Source organism: Flavobacterium sedimenticola, from assembly GCF_030053345.1.
In the GTDB taxonomy this organism is placed as follows: domain Bacteria; phylum Bacteroidota; class Bacteroidia; order Flavobacteriales; family Flavobacteriaceae; genus Flavobacterium; species Flavobacterium sedimenticola.
In genome coordinates this window covers 554,628-571,265 of the sequence record NZ_JASGBP010000001.1, presented here as the reverse complement: position 1 = coordinate 571,265, position 16,638 = coordinate 554,628, and the positions used below count along the sequence as shown (strand labels likewise).

Here is a 16,638-nt window from a genome sequence, read left to right as displayed (position 1 = left end):
TTTTATTTGAATACAAAAGTACTCAACAATTCCAATACCGCGGAAATTTCGGCTTCGGAATTGTAGCTGTGCAGGCAAAAACGGAGGCGTTCCTGTCCTTCGGGCACCGTAGGCGACAGTATGGGTTTGACATCAAACCCTTGTTGTTGCAATGGCGTGGCAATGGTTTTTACGTTTTCATTACCGGGAATGATGGCGCATTGTATGGCCGATTTGCTGTACACAAACAGCGGTTTTAAACCCAAGCGTTGTTTCTCTTGGTTGAAGAAAATGATGTTGTTTTTTAGGGTTGACAAGGCTGCTTTTTCTTGGGCTAACTGTTGGTAGGCCACAAAAATTGTCGCTACCGAATGCGGTGACAAACCGGTGGTATAGATAAAACTGCGGGCGAAGTTAACCAAGTAGCTTTTGAGTTCGGCACTGCCCAAAATAGCCGCGCCGTGGCAGCCTAATCCTTTGCCGAAGGTCATGATGCGGGCGAACACTTTATCTTGTAGCTGTAGCTGTTGCACGACTCCTTCGCCTTGATTGCCGAATACCCCGAGTGCGTGGGCTTCGTCGATGACGACATGCGCGTTGTATTTTTCAGCCAGCTGAACCAAAGCTTCGAGATTGGGCGAATCGCCGTCCATGGAGAAAACAGATTCGGTGACGATATAAACGGTTGCGGGTTGCGTGTTGCGCGTTGCGGGTTCAAATTTGAGGAGTAATTTCTCGACATCCTCGGTGTCGTTGTGTTGGAATTTATAGGCTTTGGCGTGGCTCATTTGAATGCCGTCGCGGATGGAAGCGTGGCAGAGTTCGTCGTACAAGATAAAGTCGTGGCGTTGCGGCACACTGCTGAAAAAGCCCACGTTGGCATCGTAACCCGAATTGAAAATTAAAGCGCTTTCCGCTTGGTGGAAATTAGCGATGAAACGTTCTGCTTCGTCGTACAACGGATGGTTCCCCGAAATGAGACGCGAGCCGGTGGCGCCGTTGATTTTGATATTATGGTCTAACAGATACTGATGCGTTTGGTGAAAGAGGTGCTCGCTTTGGGCGAATCCTATATAATCGTTAGACGCAAAATCAACCAAATGAGTAGCTACAGGCAATTGGCGCAAGGCGTTTTCGGCCTGGCGTTGGTGGAGTTTGGCTAGAAGGGATTTTGGCAGTTTCATGTTTTTTCAACCCATTTATTATTTCCTCTCTCAGTTGCATCCAATAAATCGATATTCAATTTATCAGACACCAAAGTTGCAAATTTAAAAGCATCAGCCTTTACTTCGAACTCATACATTTTATAATGTTTGTTTCCCTTGTACCAAAGGTTTGTTTGAAAAATACCTTTAGTTTCCTGAAAAACCGAAACATATTCAAAAGCAAGCGTCGAAGTTTTTACCGTTTTTGTAAATGGCCCTACTTTATAATAACTGATTATGCTTGAGTTGTTTTCGATTTCAATATCTTTTGTCACTGAAAAAGCCAATGCACTTGCCAAACTTGGCAATCCTAAATAAAAGAAATCGAAAAGCTTGAGCGTGGCTTCCTTGCCGTTGAAAGCAAAGGTTAGGTAATACAAAAGCAGCAATACCGTATAGGCTGTGACGGTATAAAAAATCGCCGCCAATGCCAATTCATACCAATTTCTGGTTCCGGCATATATTTTAATCGTGTTGCTGTTTTCCATCATTCAAATATAGTAAATAGCCCGGATGGGAGCGACATCCTTTTTCGTGTTCTCGATACGCGGTGAACACCGCACTCGAACTGACGAAAAAGATACAGCGGACAGCCGGACCTGCCTGCGGGCAGGCAGGATAGCTCCAAAAATAAAAAACCCAACCTTTGGCAAGATTGGGTTTTTAAGGTATTGTGAATCGGATTAGTCGGCTAACACGATTACTTTGTTGTCTTTCATTTCGATCGTACCCGATTGGATAGCCAACGTGTAATTTTGGTCGTTTACTTTGGTAAACTTATCGGCTACTTCTTTGTGAAACTTAAAGTTGGCTGCTGTGATTTTGACAACGCCTTGCTTTAAGATAGAAACAATGGGTGCGTGGTTGTTCAAGATTTGGAACGAACCGTCAACCCCCGGTAAAGAAACGGAAGTCACTTCGCCGTGAAATAAAGTAGCTTCGGGTGATACTATTTCTAAAATCATTTTTTTTAGTTTACAGACTCAGCTAGCAGTCTCAGTACTGAATACTGCGACTGAACACTGAATACTAGATTATGCTTCTGCTAACATTTTTTGTCCGGCCTCGATTACGTCTTCGATGGTACCTTTCAAGTTGAACGCCGCTTCCGGTAAGTGATCTAATTCACCGTCGATGATCATGTTGAATCCTTTGATGGTGTCTTTGATGTCTACCAAAACGCCCGGGATACCGGTAAACTGCTCGGCTACGTGGAACGGTTGTGACAAGAAACGTTGTACACGACGCGCACGTGATACCGCCAATTTATCTTCTTCCGACAACTCCTCCATACCTAAGATGGCGATGATGTCTTGCAATTGTTTGTATTTTTGAAGAATCTCTTTAACTCTTTGCGCACAGTTGTAGTGATCGTCACCCAAGATAAGCGGGGTTAAGATACGAGAAGTAGAATCTAGCGGATCTACTGCAGGATAAATCCCTAACTCAGCAATTTTACGAGACAATACAGTAGTGGCATCCAAGTGGGCAAAGGTAGTTGCCGGTGCCGGGTCGGTTAAGTCATCCGCCGGTACGTAAACCGCTTGTACGGAAGTAATCGAACCTTTTTTGGTTGACGTAATACGCTCTTGCATCGCACCCATCTCAGTAGCCAACGTAGGTTGGTACCCTACCGCTGAAGGCATACGTCCTAACAACGCGGATACCTCAGAACCGGCTTGGGTAAAACGGAAGATGTTGTCAACGAAGAACAATACGTCTTTTCCTTGGTCTGAACCGGCTCCGTCACGGAAGTATTCCGCGATAGATAATCCGGAAAGGGCTACACGAGCACGAGCTCCGGGTGGCTCATTCATTTGTCCGAATACGAAAGTTGCTTTAGACTCTCTCATACCCGGTTTGTCTACTTTGGATAAATCCCATCCTCCATTTTCCATAGAGTGCATGAAATCTTCTCCGTATTTGATAATGCCCGACTCTAACATCTCGCGAAGCAAGTCGTTTCCTTCACGGGTTCTTTCTCCTACTCCTGCGAATACAGAAAGACCACCGTGACCTTTGGCAATATTGTTAATCAACTCCTGAATCAAAACGGTTTTACCTACTCCGGCACCACCGAACAAACCAATTTTTCCTCCTTTAGCATAAGGCTCGATCAAATCGATTACTTTGATTCCGGTGAATAATACTTCGGTTGACGTAGATAAATCTTCGAATTTAGGTGCTTGTTTGTGAATTGGCATTCCGTTGGCACCGTCTTTTGGTAAATCTCCCAAACCGTCGATAGCATCTCCTACTACATTAAATAATCTTCCGTAGATGTCGGCTCCGATGGGCATTTGGATAGGTGCTCCGGTAGCGTGAACATCAGTACCTCTGCTCAAACCGTCGGTAGAGTCCATCGAGATGGTACGCACGGTATTTTCACCAATGTGAGATTGAACTTCCAGCACTAATTTTGAACCATTTTTGTTAATGATTTCTAATGAGTCGTAAATTTTTGGCAACTCAACATCTTTAGTATCAAATACTACGTCAACTACGGGACCGATGATTTGCGAAACTTTTCCTATTGCTTTTGACATTGTTTATGTATTTATTAAATAGCTATTTAGGTTTGAAAAAAACACCTCTTTTTTCAGAGCGCAAAGATAATTTTTAAAAATCGAATAATCAATAATTATTTCAGAAAAAAAGCAGATTTTTTTACGGATTCGACAAAACCAAAAAAGCCACCTGAATTTGGTGGCTTTTTGAAGGATGCGATTGTTCTTTTATAAAGAAGCCGGATAGCTTAACGGGAAAGACTCCGGTTTATACATTTTGAATACAGATCCGTATTTGGCCGAAATGGCTGTCATGAACTGATTGGCCACATAAGCATTAGCTCTTGCGGTCAGGTGAATACCATCTAACCCGAAGGCCCCTCCTTGTACAAAGGAAGCCGTCATGTGGAACGTTCCGAATCGAACTCCGGAAGTGGACAACTGGTTCATTAATGCATTAACGTCTACAAAGGCAAGTCCTTTAGTATCGGCGATGTTTTTGATAGAAACATTGAATGCATCGGTGGCCGTTTTAACTTCTACAACTTCGGCTGCGGTTAAGATGCGGTTGTCTTGTAACGGATAAGAAATTCCGCTTACATTAAACGGGGCAGGAACACCGGTCTGATTGGTTCCGATAACAGTTCGGGTGGTTAACAACACATAATCTCTATCGCCGGTAGTACTTCTGGCGTGACGAGCCTGACCGTATAAACCTCCTACAAAAGCAGCTGTTGTTGCTCCCAAGGTAGGCGTCAATGCCGCAGTGATTTGAGCCGACAAATTAGGAAGACTTTCGTCTACAATTAACAACGGGTTATTGGCTTCCACAGTAGCCGGATTGCCATCGTCGGATGTTAAATTAACAAAACGATTCGGTTGTCCCAAAGCCGTTGTAATTTGGTTTACGGCACCAAAAAGTTGGTTCAATTGAGCCGCACTGGCAGACGGAATAGAAGTAGCCGGAATAGGATTGGTTGGCACGGTGGTAAAGAACGGCACCGAATTTACGTAAGGCAAATTAGCCACGACCCCTTTCGCTCCGTTAGCCGTTAAAGCATCTGTCAGCGCCGTATAAACACTGGCAAAAACAGTAGGATCGGTAATGTCGTTAGCGCCATAGGTAGCCGGGTTCGGGTTTCCTAATTGGTTGACACCCACGCCACCCGATGTAGCATAAGACAACACATCATTATTTCCAATCCACAAGGAGAAAAACGTTGGGTTTTGGGCTACGGCATCGGCAATAATGGACGTGGAAGGTGATGAAGCAAAACGCACAAAGTACGGGTTTGCTTGTCCCGAAGCCACACCGGCTATGTTGCCGTAACCGTTGGCCAACAAGTGAAAACTTTTGGCTCCCGGAACGCCTAAATTGTTGAATGGTCCTGCCAACACATTGGTAATATCGGTGGTTGGAGTGGCACCCGGAAGCGGCACCGGAGACGAGCCGTTAAAAACAAGTCGAACGCCTTGTATAGGAGTTCCGCCTAATAACAATCCTCCGTTGTTGTCATTCATAAGTGGCATGTTGAATGCTCCGCCACCCACGGTAGCAAACTGGTCGGCCAACAATTTAGGGTACGCGTTATTTTGACCGGCAATGAATAATGCCCCATCGGAGAATCCGGCTGTTAAGGAATTTCCAAGGGCCACATATTTAGAGAAATCGGCATCTCCGGCCGAAACAATTACTTCGGGTTCCGGATTAGAATAATCGATTTCGTCTTGTGTACAAGATACCATTGCTATTGAGGCAACGAATATCCATTTGAAATTTTTTATCATGGTTTTTAAAGATTTTATGGGTTAATGGTTAAGGAAGCCAAATACTGTTGACCGATTCTACCGGCTCCTACTACTTGTAGGTAATCGCCGCCGCCAAGGTTAGCTGCGCTCAATTTCAACACCGACTTAATGGCCGGAATTTTATAGGTAATCTGAGCATCAAAAACCGTGATAGCCGGAATCATTCCGTCGGCAAATGAAGACTGCCACAAATATTCGTCGCTCCATCTTCCGTTTACGGCAAAACCAAAGTTTTTAAACAACTTATCATTGACTAAACTGGCTTTTACTCTGTGTTTAGGCGTATTGAATCCGGCGATGAAAGACGGATCTTTGTCCTGATCGAATTCAAATTGAGCGTGGTTGTAATTGATTCCTAATTCAAAATCTTTGTATACTTTTTTAGACAATCCGATACCAAAACCTAAAGAGGTAATATCGGTTGCCGAGTTAGAGTAAACTTGGTATACTCTTCGGTCTCCGTTGGCTAAAGCCGCATACGACAACTGAACGTTTGAATCTGACGAATCTGTTCCCGCTGTACCGTAGTATGGAGAAATTACTCTGGAAGTACTCATGAAATCGTTATACATATTGTAATATCCATTGATATCTACTGCCAAACCATTTTCCAATACGGATTTATACCCTAATTCAAACGCTTTTACTTGCTCCGGTTTTACTAAACTCACACGAGCCACTTCTAAATCGGCCGGGTTTCCTGAAGCGGCGAATGCCTGAACAGACGCTACAGTGTAGGCGTTGGTGTAGGCATTCCCACCCGACATAGTTACAGTTGCCGGTTGTCCTAAGGTATTTTGAGCATTTTGACTTACCGGTAAGGTTTCCACATAACGGGTTAAGTTGTCGGAAGCCGAACCAATCAAAGCGAATGGTCCAAGGTTCAAACCGATGTACAAATCCTGAGTGGTAGGATTACGGAAACCGGTTTGGAATGATGCTCTGAAGTTGTGGTTTTTGTTGGCTCCTGATGAATATACAAATGAAATTCTCGGGGAGAACTGACCGTCGAATAATTCAGACTTATCGTAACGAACCGAACCTGTAAATTTCAATCGGTCATTCATGAATTTTTTCTGCATTTGCACATAGGTACCATATTCATCATACTCGATAACGCCGTCATAATCCGTAAAGATGGTTCCGTCTGAATCCAAGGCATATCTACGGAAAGAACCTCCGATTTGGAACTCCGCAAATTTGATGATATCACGGAAGTTGTAGTTGGCATCGGAGTGATAAATTTTGGAGTTGTCTTTAAATTTAGATCCGGTAGTAAAATCGGCATCTGCTTTAACCGTTTCCAAAGCCGCGTTGAATTCCGGAGTTCCCGGTTGGAATCTCGGTAATCCGCTTGGTGTTAACGGTAGCGGTGTTGGGTTGATGTTGTCATCGGCAAAACCTCGGGCAAACTGAGCGGCTTGAGAAGCATTGAATCCTAAGAAAATTTGCGACTGTAAAAAGGCCGTGGCATAATCGGTAAACCAAGCAGTATTGTCTTTCGCCAAACGGTTGATATTCCATGCCGCAAAACGCATATCGTAAGAATCACCGGCGTCTTCTGTGGTCACATACCCTCTTACAAAGAAATTTTTCCCTTTTACTTCCAACTTGGACTGCTGCATAATGAAGTTCTCCAAACGGTAGCGGTTGGCTCCTTGGTAAATGGTATTTCCAATACCAATTTTATGTGTGGCACTGATTTCGAAATCATTGTCAAAAGGTCGGAAATGTAAAGAGAAATCGGCTTTTACGTTTTCCAACTTATTATCACTTAAGTCTTTTTCAGCATATCCTGTTCTGGATACCTGACCAATATTCGTTAAGAAGGTGGTTACCTCATCCCCGTACGTATTTAAACCGTCATAATTAGGATTGTTAGCATGACCAATCGTTCCTCCGGTAATACTTCTTCTGTCGTCGGCAATCCACTCTGTAGCTCTCATGTAAGTGAAATTGGCTTTAGCCGCAAAATGCTTGGTAAAGGCATGGGCACCTCGTATCCCGAAATCCCAATAATCGTTGGTTCCGGCTACTTCTTGTGTAGTCTGACCGTATTTTACATAAAAACTCAATCCCTGAGTGGTGAATGGGTTTTTGCTGTTCATGAACAAAATTCCGTTGAAAGCATTCGCTCCGTATAACGCAGACGAAGCACCCGGCAATAATTCTACACTGGCTACATCCAATTCAGAAAGTCCGATAAGGTTCCCCAACACAAAGTTCAATGCCGGAGAAGAGTTGTCCATCCCATCAACCAATTGCATAAAACGGTTGTTGGCAACCGTTGCAAATCCGCGGGTATTGATGGATTTGAAATTCAAACTACTGGTATTAAAATGTACCTCTTTAAGGTTTTCTAAACCTTCATAAAAAGTAGGCGATGACGTATTCTTAATTTGTTGTAGCCCCATTCTTTCTACCGTTACCGGAGACTCTAAAATTCTTTCCGGAGTTCGAGAAGCTGAAACTACAATTTCATCAAGTTTTGTTTCTTCATCCGCTAATGATACGGCTACTTTTTGATTATTAGAAGTAACATTTACTTTTTTGGTCCCGAAACCTACACTCGAGATTTCGATTTCAAAAGGCGGTTTTTTTGACGTTGACAAGCTAAAGTTTCCGTCAACATCGGTAACAGTTCCCGCATCATCCCCAAGCACTCTGACATTGGCTCCCGGAATAGGTCCGTTTTTACTGTCTTTTACCGACCCTGAAATCGATGTCTGTGCAAAACTGATGCTGCAAAAAAACAATGAAATGATAAATAAATAAATCTTCATTTGGTTTTAAATTTTGTTGGTTTATGAAGCCAATGTACAAATATTTTTTTTACATTATCAAAAAAGCCGTGCACATTTTAGCAATAATTGATTATTCCTTTTTAATATTATCAAATCTGCAAAATCTTAGTTTTTAAGGTTTTGTTAACTTTTTTAGCGTATTGCTAAAAAAAATACTATGCGCACATACAAAAGACTGCATCTATTACATAAAACTCAATTATTTTTTACAAAAAAAGGCGAGAAAAAATCTCGCCTTATTGTTATAATTTGTTGTAAATTTTTACTCTACCGTCACCGATTTTGCCAAATTTCGAGGTTGATCTACGTTACATCCGCGCATTACAGCGATGTGATAGGACAATAATTGCAACGGAATGGTGGTAATAAGCGGCGATAAGGCATCGGACGTTTCCGGAATTTCAATAATGTGATCGGCCAAATCTTTTACCTGTATATCTCCTTTGGTTACGACGGCAATAATTTTACCGCTTCTCGATTTAATTTCCTGGATGTTACTCACTACTTTATCGTAATGGCCTTGTTTAGGAGCAATCACAACCACCGGCATTTGCTCATCGATAAGTGCTATCGGGCCGTGTTTCATTTCGGCTGCCGGGTAGCCTTCTGCATGAATATATGAGATTTCTTTTAATTTCAAAGCACCTTCCAAAGCTACCGGAAAATTATAACCCCTTCCCAAATACAAACAGTTGCTGGCATCTTTGAACTTCTCAGCTATTTCTTTGGCTTTATCATTGGTTTCCAATGCTTCCTGCACTTTTTCCGGAATCACTTCCAACTCTTGTAAATAACGATGGAAATCAGAATTGGAAAGCGTTCCTTTGGCTTTAGCCAAACGCAAGGCAATCATGGTTAACACGGTAATTTGAGTGGTAAATGCTTTGGTAGAAGCGACTCCGATTTCCGGCCCCGCATGGGTATAGGCTCCGGCGTTTGTTTCTCTGGAAATAGAAGAACCTACCACATTACAAACCCCAAATACAAAAGCGCCTTTTTCTTTAGCCAATTTAATAGCGGCTAAGGTATCGGCGGTTTCACCCGATTGGGATATGGCAATCACGACATCGTCTTGATGGATGATTGGATTGCGATAGCGAAATTCGGAAGCGTACTCTACTTCAACCGGAATACGGGTAAATTCTTCGAATATATATTCGGCGACCAAACCGGCATGCCATGACGTACCACAGGCAATAATGAGGATTCTTTGAGCGTGAAGAAACTTCTCGATATTGTCTTCCACTCCGGCCATTTTAATAATCCCTTCGTTAGCCAACAATCTTCCTCTGTAGGTATCTTTGATTACATTAGGCTGCTCGTAAATTTCTTTGAGCATAAAATGGTCATAACCGCCTTTTTCAATCTGCTCTAAATTCATTTGCAACTCCTGCACATAGGGATCTACCAAAGAGTCATCTTTAATTTTTCTTATCTTAAGCGGTTTGTTGAGCCTCACTATGGCCATCTCTTCATCTTCTAAATAAATAGCATTAGAAGTATACTCAATAAACGGCGAAGCATCGGAAGCTACAAAAAACTCATCTTTTCCAACTCCTATGGCTAGTGGACTTCCCAAACGAGCCACTACAATTTCATCGGGTTTTTCTTTGTCAAAAACGCAAATGGCGTAAGCTCCGACAACTTGGTTCAAAGCAATTTGTACCGCTTTCCCGATTTTTAAATTGTCTTTCTTTTTAACATCTTCAATCAAATTGACCAACACTTCCGTATCGGTATCTGACGTAAAGGTATAGCCTCTTTTGATGAGCTCTTTTTTTAAAGGCTCATAATTTTCTATAATTCCGTTGTGAATAATGACTAAATTCCCGGAATTGGAAACATGGGGGTGAGAGTTGATGTCATTGGGAACACCATGCGTGGCCCAACGTGTGTGACCCATCCCGATGGTGGCCTTAGACGACGCTAAAGCTTTAGATTTTTCCTCCAAATCGGAAACTTTTCCTTTGGTTTTGGAAATACCCAATTCTTTACCGTCAAAAAGCATAATCCCGGCACTGTCATACCCGCGGTATTCCAATCGTTTTAACCCTTTAATTACTATGGGATATGCTTCACGATATCCGATATAGCCAACAATTCCGCACATATTTTTAGATATTATTCAGGTTTTGTGTAATAAATTTCAAGCTTAAGTCTTTTGTCATAATTTTCGTCTCCCACCGGAATATTAGTACCATACAGCACGGTTCCTAACGGACTCAAAACAGACATACTCGGAGCACTGTTGGTATTGGTGTTGGCGGTTCTCAATTTGGAAAACGCAACATTGTTGATGGTTTCCGTAACAGCCAGACCCAATCTTACATTAGTGGAATCCTTGGTAATTAAATTTCTCAAATGGTTGGTAAGACGAATCTTGTAACGCTGGCCTCTACCATTAGTTACTTGTTCTCTTTCGATAATTCCACCGTGAATATACTTATTATTTTTAGGTCTGATGGTATTAGACGTAAAGTCGTACGTATAATCGATTAGCACCTTTTTATTGGTCAAGTCATAGAGGAAAATCCTGTTGGGTTCCACCGGTTTTACTGTTTGCGCCGGATTGCTCATAATGTCTCTGTCGATATAAAAGGTAAGGTTCGCTTCATTAATCATCCATCTGTTTTTGGTAGAACGATCGATTCCGGTATTGTCTACCGCAGGATAACGCAAATCATCTAACTCATCTGAAACCCCGTTTGGTGTATTCACGCGAATGTAAATAGGGTTGCCCTTGGCATCACTTACCGGATTGCCGTTACCGTCTAATTTACGGTCGTATCGATAGGTGTCTGCCTGATTGAAAATGTCGATGACAGCTATCGAACCTTGTCCGCCCTTCAGATAAAGTCTGGAAGCTTCCTGGGCCGAATTAGCCGCTGCCAAATAATTGGCATTTTCATTGGAGTTGTTCAGCAAACTCACCGTATTGCCGTTTAAGGTCAGCACCATGTTTTTGTTTACCCTCTGATAAGTCGTTGTCCCATTGGTGGTGGTGGCTTTATCTTCATTGTAGTAAATGGTTATGGAACCCCCTTTGAAATTAATCATAGCCATATTTCCCGGGTTCCCGAGACTTTCTGTTTTGAAATACAACCCTCTGAAATAATTTTTAAATACGCTGTTGTTGGCCAATTGTCCGCTTGGGGCATTCAAAATTAAATCGGTAAAAACTTGCTTGTTCAAATGCAAACGCATGGACGGAACCGAACGGGTTTCTACTTCCTCACCATCTTCGTTAAGAGCCGTGGTTTTGTGTTCTCTTTTATCAAAAAAGAAAGCCGTATTTTCATGACCGTCTGCATTATTCCCGGTTAAAGGGGCATCGTTCAACAAAACAGGAACTTTATAACTGTCGATTTCAGCATCTTTATCAGTGTAAAAAAGCTGTTGCCCTGTAAATGATTGGTCCGGATCCAAATCTCGTAAGTAGAAATTGGATTGATAAATACTTAATTTGAATTTGGACTCGCTAATCCCGTAGATAGAATCCAATTTATACACTTTGTTGTCATTCTCATCTAAATCGGACTGTAAAGTGCTGAAATAGGGAATGTTGAGAATAACACTGTCAATTTTGGTCGGCTCCGTATCGTATTCATCCGGATCGGTATTGTTAAACGTCGGAACTGAGGTTGGCAACTCCACTTGTGTCACAAAATTAGCCTGAGTGGTTCCGTAGACCGGATTGTCGTAAAATCCTAACGGGTTTATCGGTAAATTGTTGGACGCTATCGGCCCTAATTTCTGATTGTAAGATTGAATTCCGATATCGGTATATTTGACAAATCCGAAATGATCATCCCCTACAATATCGGTACCTAATTCATTAAAATCTTTGTCGCATGAAGCCAACAATATAACGGCCGTAAGCCCGAAAAAACCTTGAAGTAAATATGATTTTTTAAACATAAATCTGATAATAATTTTTTTTAAGGAAGCATCTCTTTGTAAAAGGCAGTGTATGCTTCGGCAAATTTCTCTTTCGGGGTGAAAGGTAAAAAAGGTTTTCCTGAAGATTCTATAAATTTTGTTAAACTTGAAGAGACCTGATTGGAGGCAATGATGACCGCATCAGAGTGCATCACGGCGGATTTAATCAGATTCTCATAGTTAGGTACTTGTAAATCTTGTACGGCCTCTTCCGGGATGTTATCAAACTTCACTTTATTAATCATTTCGGGGTCAAGTGTACCGTCGAAAGACTGACTGTAAACCGAAGTCACAATTTTAGTATCCGAAAACAAGGCCTCATGCTTGTAATAATGTTTCATATATACCGGGAGTAATCCCGCCATCCAGCCGTGTACGTGAATGATATCGGGAACCCAATTTAATTTTTTCACGGTTTCCACCACGCCTTTGGCAAAGAAAATAGCTCTTTCGTCGTTATCCGGGTACAAAATGCCGTCTTCATCACTAAACGTGGCTTTTCTTTTAAAATACTCATCGTTATCAATAAAATAAACCTGTATTCTTTCTTTCGGAATGGAAGCTACTTTGATAATCAGCGGCATATCTAAATCATTTACCACCAAATTCATCCCGGACAATCGTATTACCTCGTGCAATTGATGTCTTCTCTCATTGATATTTCCGTATCGCGGCATAAAAATTCGAATCTGTCCTCCTTGGTCATTCACCATTTTCGGAACATCATACGACATTAAAGAAACCTCATTTTCGGCCAAATAAGGCACCACTTCAGATGATACATACAATATCCTCTTATCTTCCATAATTTATTTTACTTTTTGTATTGGCAATAAAAAACAGGCAAAAGTACAAAAATTTATGCAGTTATTTATGAAAATAGTAAGTTTGCAACTCATTTACCAAAGCCAATGCTCATTTTTAACAATCAAAGAGAATTAACAGCGTATTTAGCTTCTGTTTCTCAAAATAAAGCTACCGTTGGTTTTGTGCCTACCATGGGTGCTTTGCATCAAGGGCACTTGTCTTTGTTGCAGGAATCTGTTGCCCGGAATCCTATTACTGTAATCAGCATTTTTGTCAATCCTACCCAGTTTAACAACCCGGATGACTTGGCCAAATACCCGCGTACTTTAGAGGCTGATATTGCCAAAATCAAAACCGTTTCCGATGCTATTATTGTTTATGCCCCCAGTGTGGACGACATCTATAAAGGACATCCTTTTTCGGAGCATTTTGATTTTGACGGTTTGGAACACCAAATGGAAGGGCAATTTCGCCCCGGCCATTTTGACGGTGTCGGCACCATCGTAAAACGCCTTTTTGAAATTGTGAAACCCAACTTTGCGTATTTTGGCGAAAAAGATTTTCAGCAATTACAAATTGTTAGAAAGATGACCGAAAAAGAAAAGCTGCCGGTTACCATTATTGGCTGCCCGATTTTCAGGGAACCCAACGGATTGGCCATGAGCTCTCGCAATGAAAGACTGACCGAAGCCGAAAGAGCCGAAGCTGCCATCATCTACAAAACGATGACAGAAGCCAAAAAAAGGTTTGCCACCCAATCGGCCGTAGCAGTTACCCAATGGGTAAAAAAAGTATTTGCCAAACACCCGAAATTCACTCTCGAGTATTTTCAAATAGCGGATGAAGCAGCCTTGTTGCCCTGTATTCGAAAAAATAAAACTAAAAAATACCGCGCCTTTATTGCGGTTTTTGTCAACAACGTCCGATTGATTGACACCATTTCACTAAATTAATTTACCTTTGCCCCATGCAAATTGAAATTGTAAAATCGAAAATTCATCGCGTTAAAGTTACGGGAGCCGATTTAAATTATATCGGCAGCATTACTATTGACGAAACCTTGATGGATGCCGCTAATCTTATTGAAGGCGAGAAAGTATCTATTGTAAACATCAACAACGGCGAGCGTTTTGATACTTATGTCATCAAAGGAATTAAAAATTCCGGGGATATTACCTTAAACGGTCCGGCGGCCCGAAGAGTACAAAAAGGCGACATTATTATCATTATGTCGTATGCTTTGATGGATTTTGAAAAAGCCAAAACCTTCAAACCTTGGTTGGTCTTCCCGAATGAACTCGATAATTCACTCACCTAATCCTTGAAAAAACAAATTGGTAAATGGCTGGCGATTTTTATTCCTCTTTTGATAGGAATCGGAATCATATATTATCAATATACCACGCTAAAACCACACGAAATTGACAACATCAAACAAAGCCTTCAAAAGGCCGACTATTCGTATATCTTGTTGTCGCTGGCTATTGCCTGTGTCGGGTATTGGTCACGGGCTTATCGTTGGAAATTTGCACTGAATCACATGGGATACCAAACCCATTTTCACAATAATTTTTTTACGGTAAGTGTGTCTTACTTGGTCAATCTTACCGTGCCGCGTTCGGGCGAAATTTCACGAGCCGCCTTGCTCAAAAAGTATGAAGATGTGCCGTTTGACAAAGCTTTCGGGACTATAGTGGCCGAACGTATGGTCGATTTAGCCATTTTCTTTCTGTTTGTGTGTCTCGGCTTTATTTCGCAATTTGATAAGATTTATCAGTTTCTGTTAAGCCGCAATGTGTCCCTGCAAGTTATGATTTACTACGGAGTAGCAGCCGTAATACTTGGTTTGATTTTTTTACTGATTTGGATCTATGCGGAATGGCCTGTTTTAGTCAAACTCAAAAAAAAGCTTTCGGGTTTAACCGAAGGGATGGCCACCATTTTCAGGATGAAAAATAAATGGAAATATCTTTTCCATTCCTTTTTTATTTGGATGAGCTACTTAAGTATGTTTTATGTGGCCGTTTTTGCGTTACCCGAAACCGCCACCATTAGTTTTGACATCGTTATTATGGGCTTTATATTCGGGAGCTTGGCGGTAGGTTTTTCGAATGGCGGTTTGGGTGCTTATCCATTTTCCATTGCTTTAATTTTCTCGCTTTACGGTATTTCCAATGATGTAGGCACGGCTTTCGGCTGGTTGGTTTGGACCTCTCAAACAATACTTACCATCGTTTTGGGACTGATTTCTTATGTTTTACTGCCGGTTTTCAACAGCAAAAAATAATTTACTATATTGCTGCTTGTTAAAGCAACCCTTACTGTTAACCAAAACGAAATCCAATGAAAAAATTGATACTTTTTTTGCTGCTTGTTGGTTCGGGCTCACTACTGGCTCAACGAACAATCACCGACACCATAACGTCTCAAAAACTCAATGAAGACCGCGAAATCAAAATCGGGTTGCCGCCCTCCTATGATAAAAACAAATCCCAAAAATACCCGCTGCTTATCCTTTTTGACGGCGACTTTCTTTTTGATGCCTTTCAGGGCGCACTGAGTTATGGTTATTATTGGGATGATTTACCGGAGGTGATAATTGTAGGCATCAGTCAAAACAAAAACAACGAACGCGAAACCGATTGTACCGTTGATGAAACCACCGGTTTACCCTCGGAAAAAGGAGCCGATTTTTTTGAATTTATCGGCATGGAATTGATTCCGAGTATCCAGAAAAATTTCCGCGCAGCACCATTTCGAATAGCGGCCGGTTTAGATACCACTGCCGGTTTTTTGAACTGCTATTTGTATAAAGACCAGCCCATTTTCAATGCCTTTATTTCGATGAGTCCGGAACTCCCGACCGGCATGGAAGAGCAAATTCCGGAACGCTTGGCAGCCGTGCAACAAACTACTTTTTACTACCATTGCACCGCCGACGGCGATATGAAAAAAATGAGAACCCGTATCCAGGCAATGGACGCGGAGATTAAAAAAATCAATAATCCGAAGCTCAATTATGTATACGAAGAATTCAAAGGCGCTTCGCATTATTCGTTAGTACTACATGCCATTCCGAGTGCTTTGTATCAGATTTTTTCAGTGTACCAACCGATTTCAACGGCCGAGTTCCAAGAAAAAATTGCCGTATTGCCTTCAGGTTATGTCAAGTATTTAACTGATAAATACGATATGCTTGAAAAAGTATTGGGCTTAAAATTGCAAATCAGAATCAACGATTTCAAAGCCATTGAAGCCGCTATTTTGAAAAACAAAGCCTATCCGGAATTTGACCAACTGTCACAATTAGCTCGGAAAAATTATCCGAAATCGATGTTGGCCGATTATCATTTAGCGCAGCTGTATGAAAAAACAGGAGACTTAAAAAGAGCCATCAAAAGTTACCAAACGGCCTTTCAAAAAGAGGAAATCGGCGATTTAACCAAAGACATGATGCTCGAAAGAGCCGATGCGCTCAAAGGAGCCGCTAAAGCCAAAGCGGAAGAACCTGTAGAAGAAGTACCGGCAACCGATGCGCCGGCAGAAACACCAACAGAAACTCCTGTTGAAGAGAAAAAATCAGAATAA

Annotated in this window: 13 protein-coding genes; 4 read left to right on the top strand and 9 right to left on the bottom strand. The window is 41.7% G+C overall.

Annotated features, from left to right (window positions below; all coding sequences use genetic code 11):
* Positions 1 to 2: 2 nt before the first annotated feature.
* From QHT84_RS02530 to QHT84_RS02490, 9 genes are all read right to left on the bottom strand, one after another.
* Positions 3 to 1,163 (bottom strand): aminotransferase class I/II-fold pyridoxal phosphate-dependent enzyme, encoded by a 1,161-nt coding sequence (locus QHT84_RS02530; RefSeq protein ID WP_283237969.1) that lies wholly within the window; start codon positions 1,161 to 1,163, stop codon positions 3 to 5.
* Positions 1,160 to 1,672 carry a hypothetical protein gene (locus tag QHT84_RS02525; RefSeq protein ID WP_283237968.1) on the bottom strand — a complete coding sequence of 171 codons (513 nt, stop codon included), beginning with the start codon at positions 1,670 to 1,672 and terminating at the stop codon, positions 1,160 to 1,162. The genes QHT84_RS02530 and QHT84_RS02525 overlap by 4 nt, the downstream gene beginning before the upstream one ends.
* A 195-nt stretch (positions 1,673 to 1,867) precedes the next feature.
* Positions 1,868 to 2,149 carry a F0F1 ATP synthase subunit epsilon gene (locus tag QHT84_RS02520; RefSeq protein ID WP_283237967.1) on the bottom strand — a complete coding sequence of 94 codons (282 nt, stop codon included), beginning with the start codon at positions 2,147 to 2,149 and terminating at the stop codon, positions 1,868 to 1,870.
* Positions 2,150 to 2,218: 69 nt separating this feature from the next.
* Entirely contained in the window at positions 2,219 to 3,730 is a 1,512-nt protein-coding gene (atpD, locus tag QHT84_RS02515; protein WP_283237966.1) for a F0F1 ATP synthase subunit beta, read from the bottom strand.
* 189 nt (positions 3,731 to 3,919) lie between these two features.
* The gene (locus QHT84_RS02510) at positions 3,920 to 5,479 is read right to left on the bottom strand and encodes a G-D-S-L family lipolytic protein (RefSeq protein ID WP_283237965.1); all 1,560 of its coding nucleotides are present in this window, start codon (positions 5,477 to 5,479) and stop codon (positions 3,920 to 3,922) included.
* Positions 5,480 to 5,493: 14 nt separating this feature from the next.
* Positions 5,494 to 8,283 (bottom strand): TonB-dependent receptor, encoded by a 2,790-nt coding sequence (locus tag QHT84_RS02505; protein ID WP_283237964.1) that lies wholly within the window; start codon positions 8,281 to 8,283, stop codon positions 5,494 to 5,496.
* Positions 8,284 to 8,566: 283 nt separating this feature from the next.
* Positions 8,567 to 10,414, bottom strand: coding sequence for a glutamine--fructose-6-phosphate transaminase (isomerizing) (glmS, locus tag QHT84_RS02500; RefSeq protein WP_283237963.1), 1,848 nt, complete (start codon positions 10,412 to 10,414; stop codon positions 8,567 to 8,569).
* 11 nt (positions 10,415 to 10,425) lie between these two features.
* A complete protein-coding gene (locus QHT84_RS02495) occupies positions 10,426 to 12,222 on the bottom strand; it encodes a DUF4270 domain-containing protein (protein ID WP_283237962.1) in 1,797 nt (598 codons plus the stop codon).
* Positions 12,223 to 12,242: 20 nt separating this feature from the next.
* A complete protein-coding gene (locus QHT84_RS02490) occupies positions 12,243 to 13,049 on the bottom strand; it encodes a glycogen/starch synthase (RefSeq protein ID WP_283237961.1) in 807 nt (268 codons plus the stop codon).
* A 105-nt stretch (positions 13,050 to 13,154) separates the two neighbouring features.
* Between QHT84_RS02490 and panC the strand changes: the two genes are divergently transcribed.
* Genes panC through QHT84_RS02470 form a run of 4 tightly spaced genes read left to right on the top strand, consistent with a single transcriptional unit; the run spans position 13,155 to position 16,638 of the window.
* A complete protein-coding gene (gene panC, locus QHT84_RS02485) occupies positions 13,155 to 14,003 on the top strand; it encodes a pantoate--beta-alanine ligase (RefSeq protein ID WP_283237960.1) in 849 nt (282 codons plus the stop codon).
* Positions 14,004 to 14,017: 14 nt separating this feature from the next.
* Positions 14,018 to 14,368 (top strand): aspartate 1-decarboxylase, encoded by a 351-nt coding sequence (panD, locus tag QHT84_RS02480; RefSeq protein WP_283237959.1) that lies wholly within the window; start codon positions 14,018 to 14,020, stop codon positions 14,366 to 14,368.
* 3 nt (positions 14,369 to 14,371) lie between these two features.
* Positions 14,372 to 15,337 carry a lysylphosphatidylglycerol synthase transmembrane domain-containing protein gene (locus tag QHT84_RS02475; RefSeq protein WP_283237958.1) on the top strand — a complete coding sequence of 322 codons (966 nt, stop codon included), beginning with the start codon at positions 14,372 to 14,374 and terminating at the stop codon, positions 15,335 to 15,337.
* A gap of 56 nt (positions 15,338 to 15,393) precedes the next feature.
* A complete protein-coding gene (locus tag QHT84_RS02470; protein WP_283237957.1) occupies positions 15,394 to 16,638 on the top strand; it encodes an alpha/beta hydrolase-fold protein in 1,245 nt (414 codons plus the stop codon).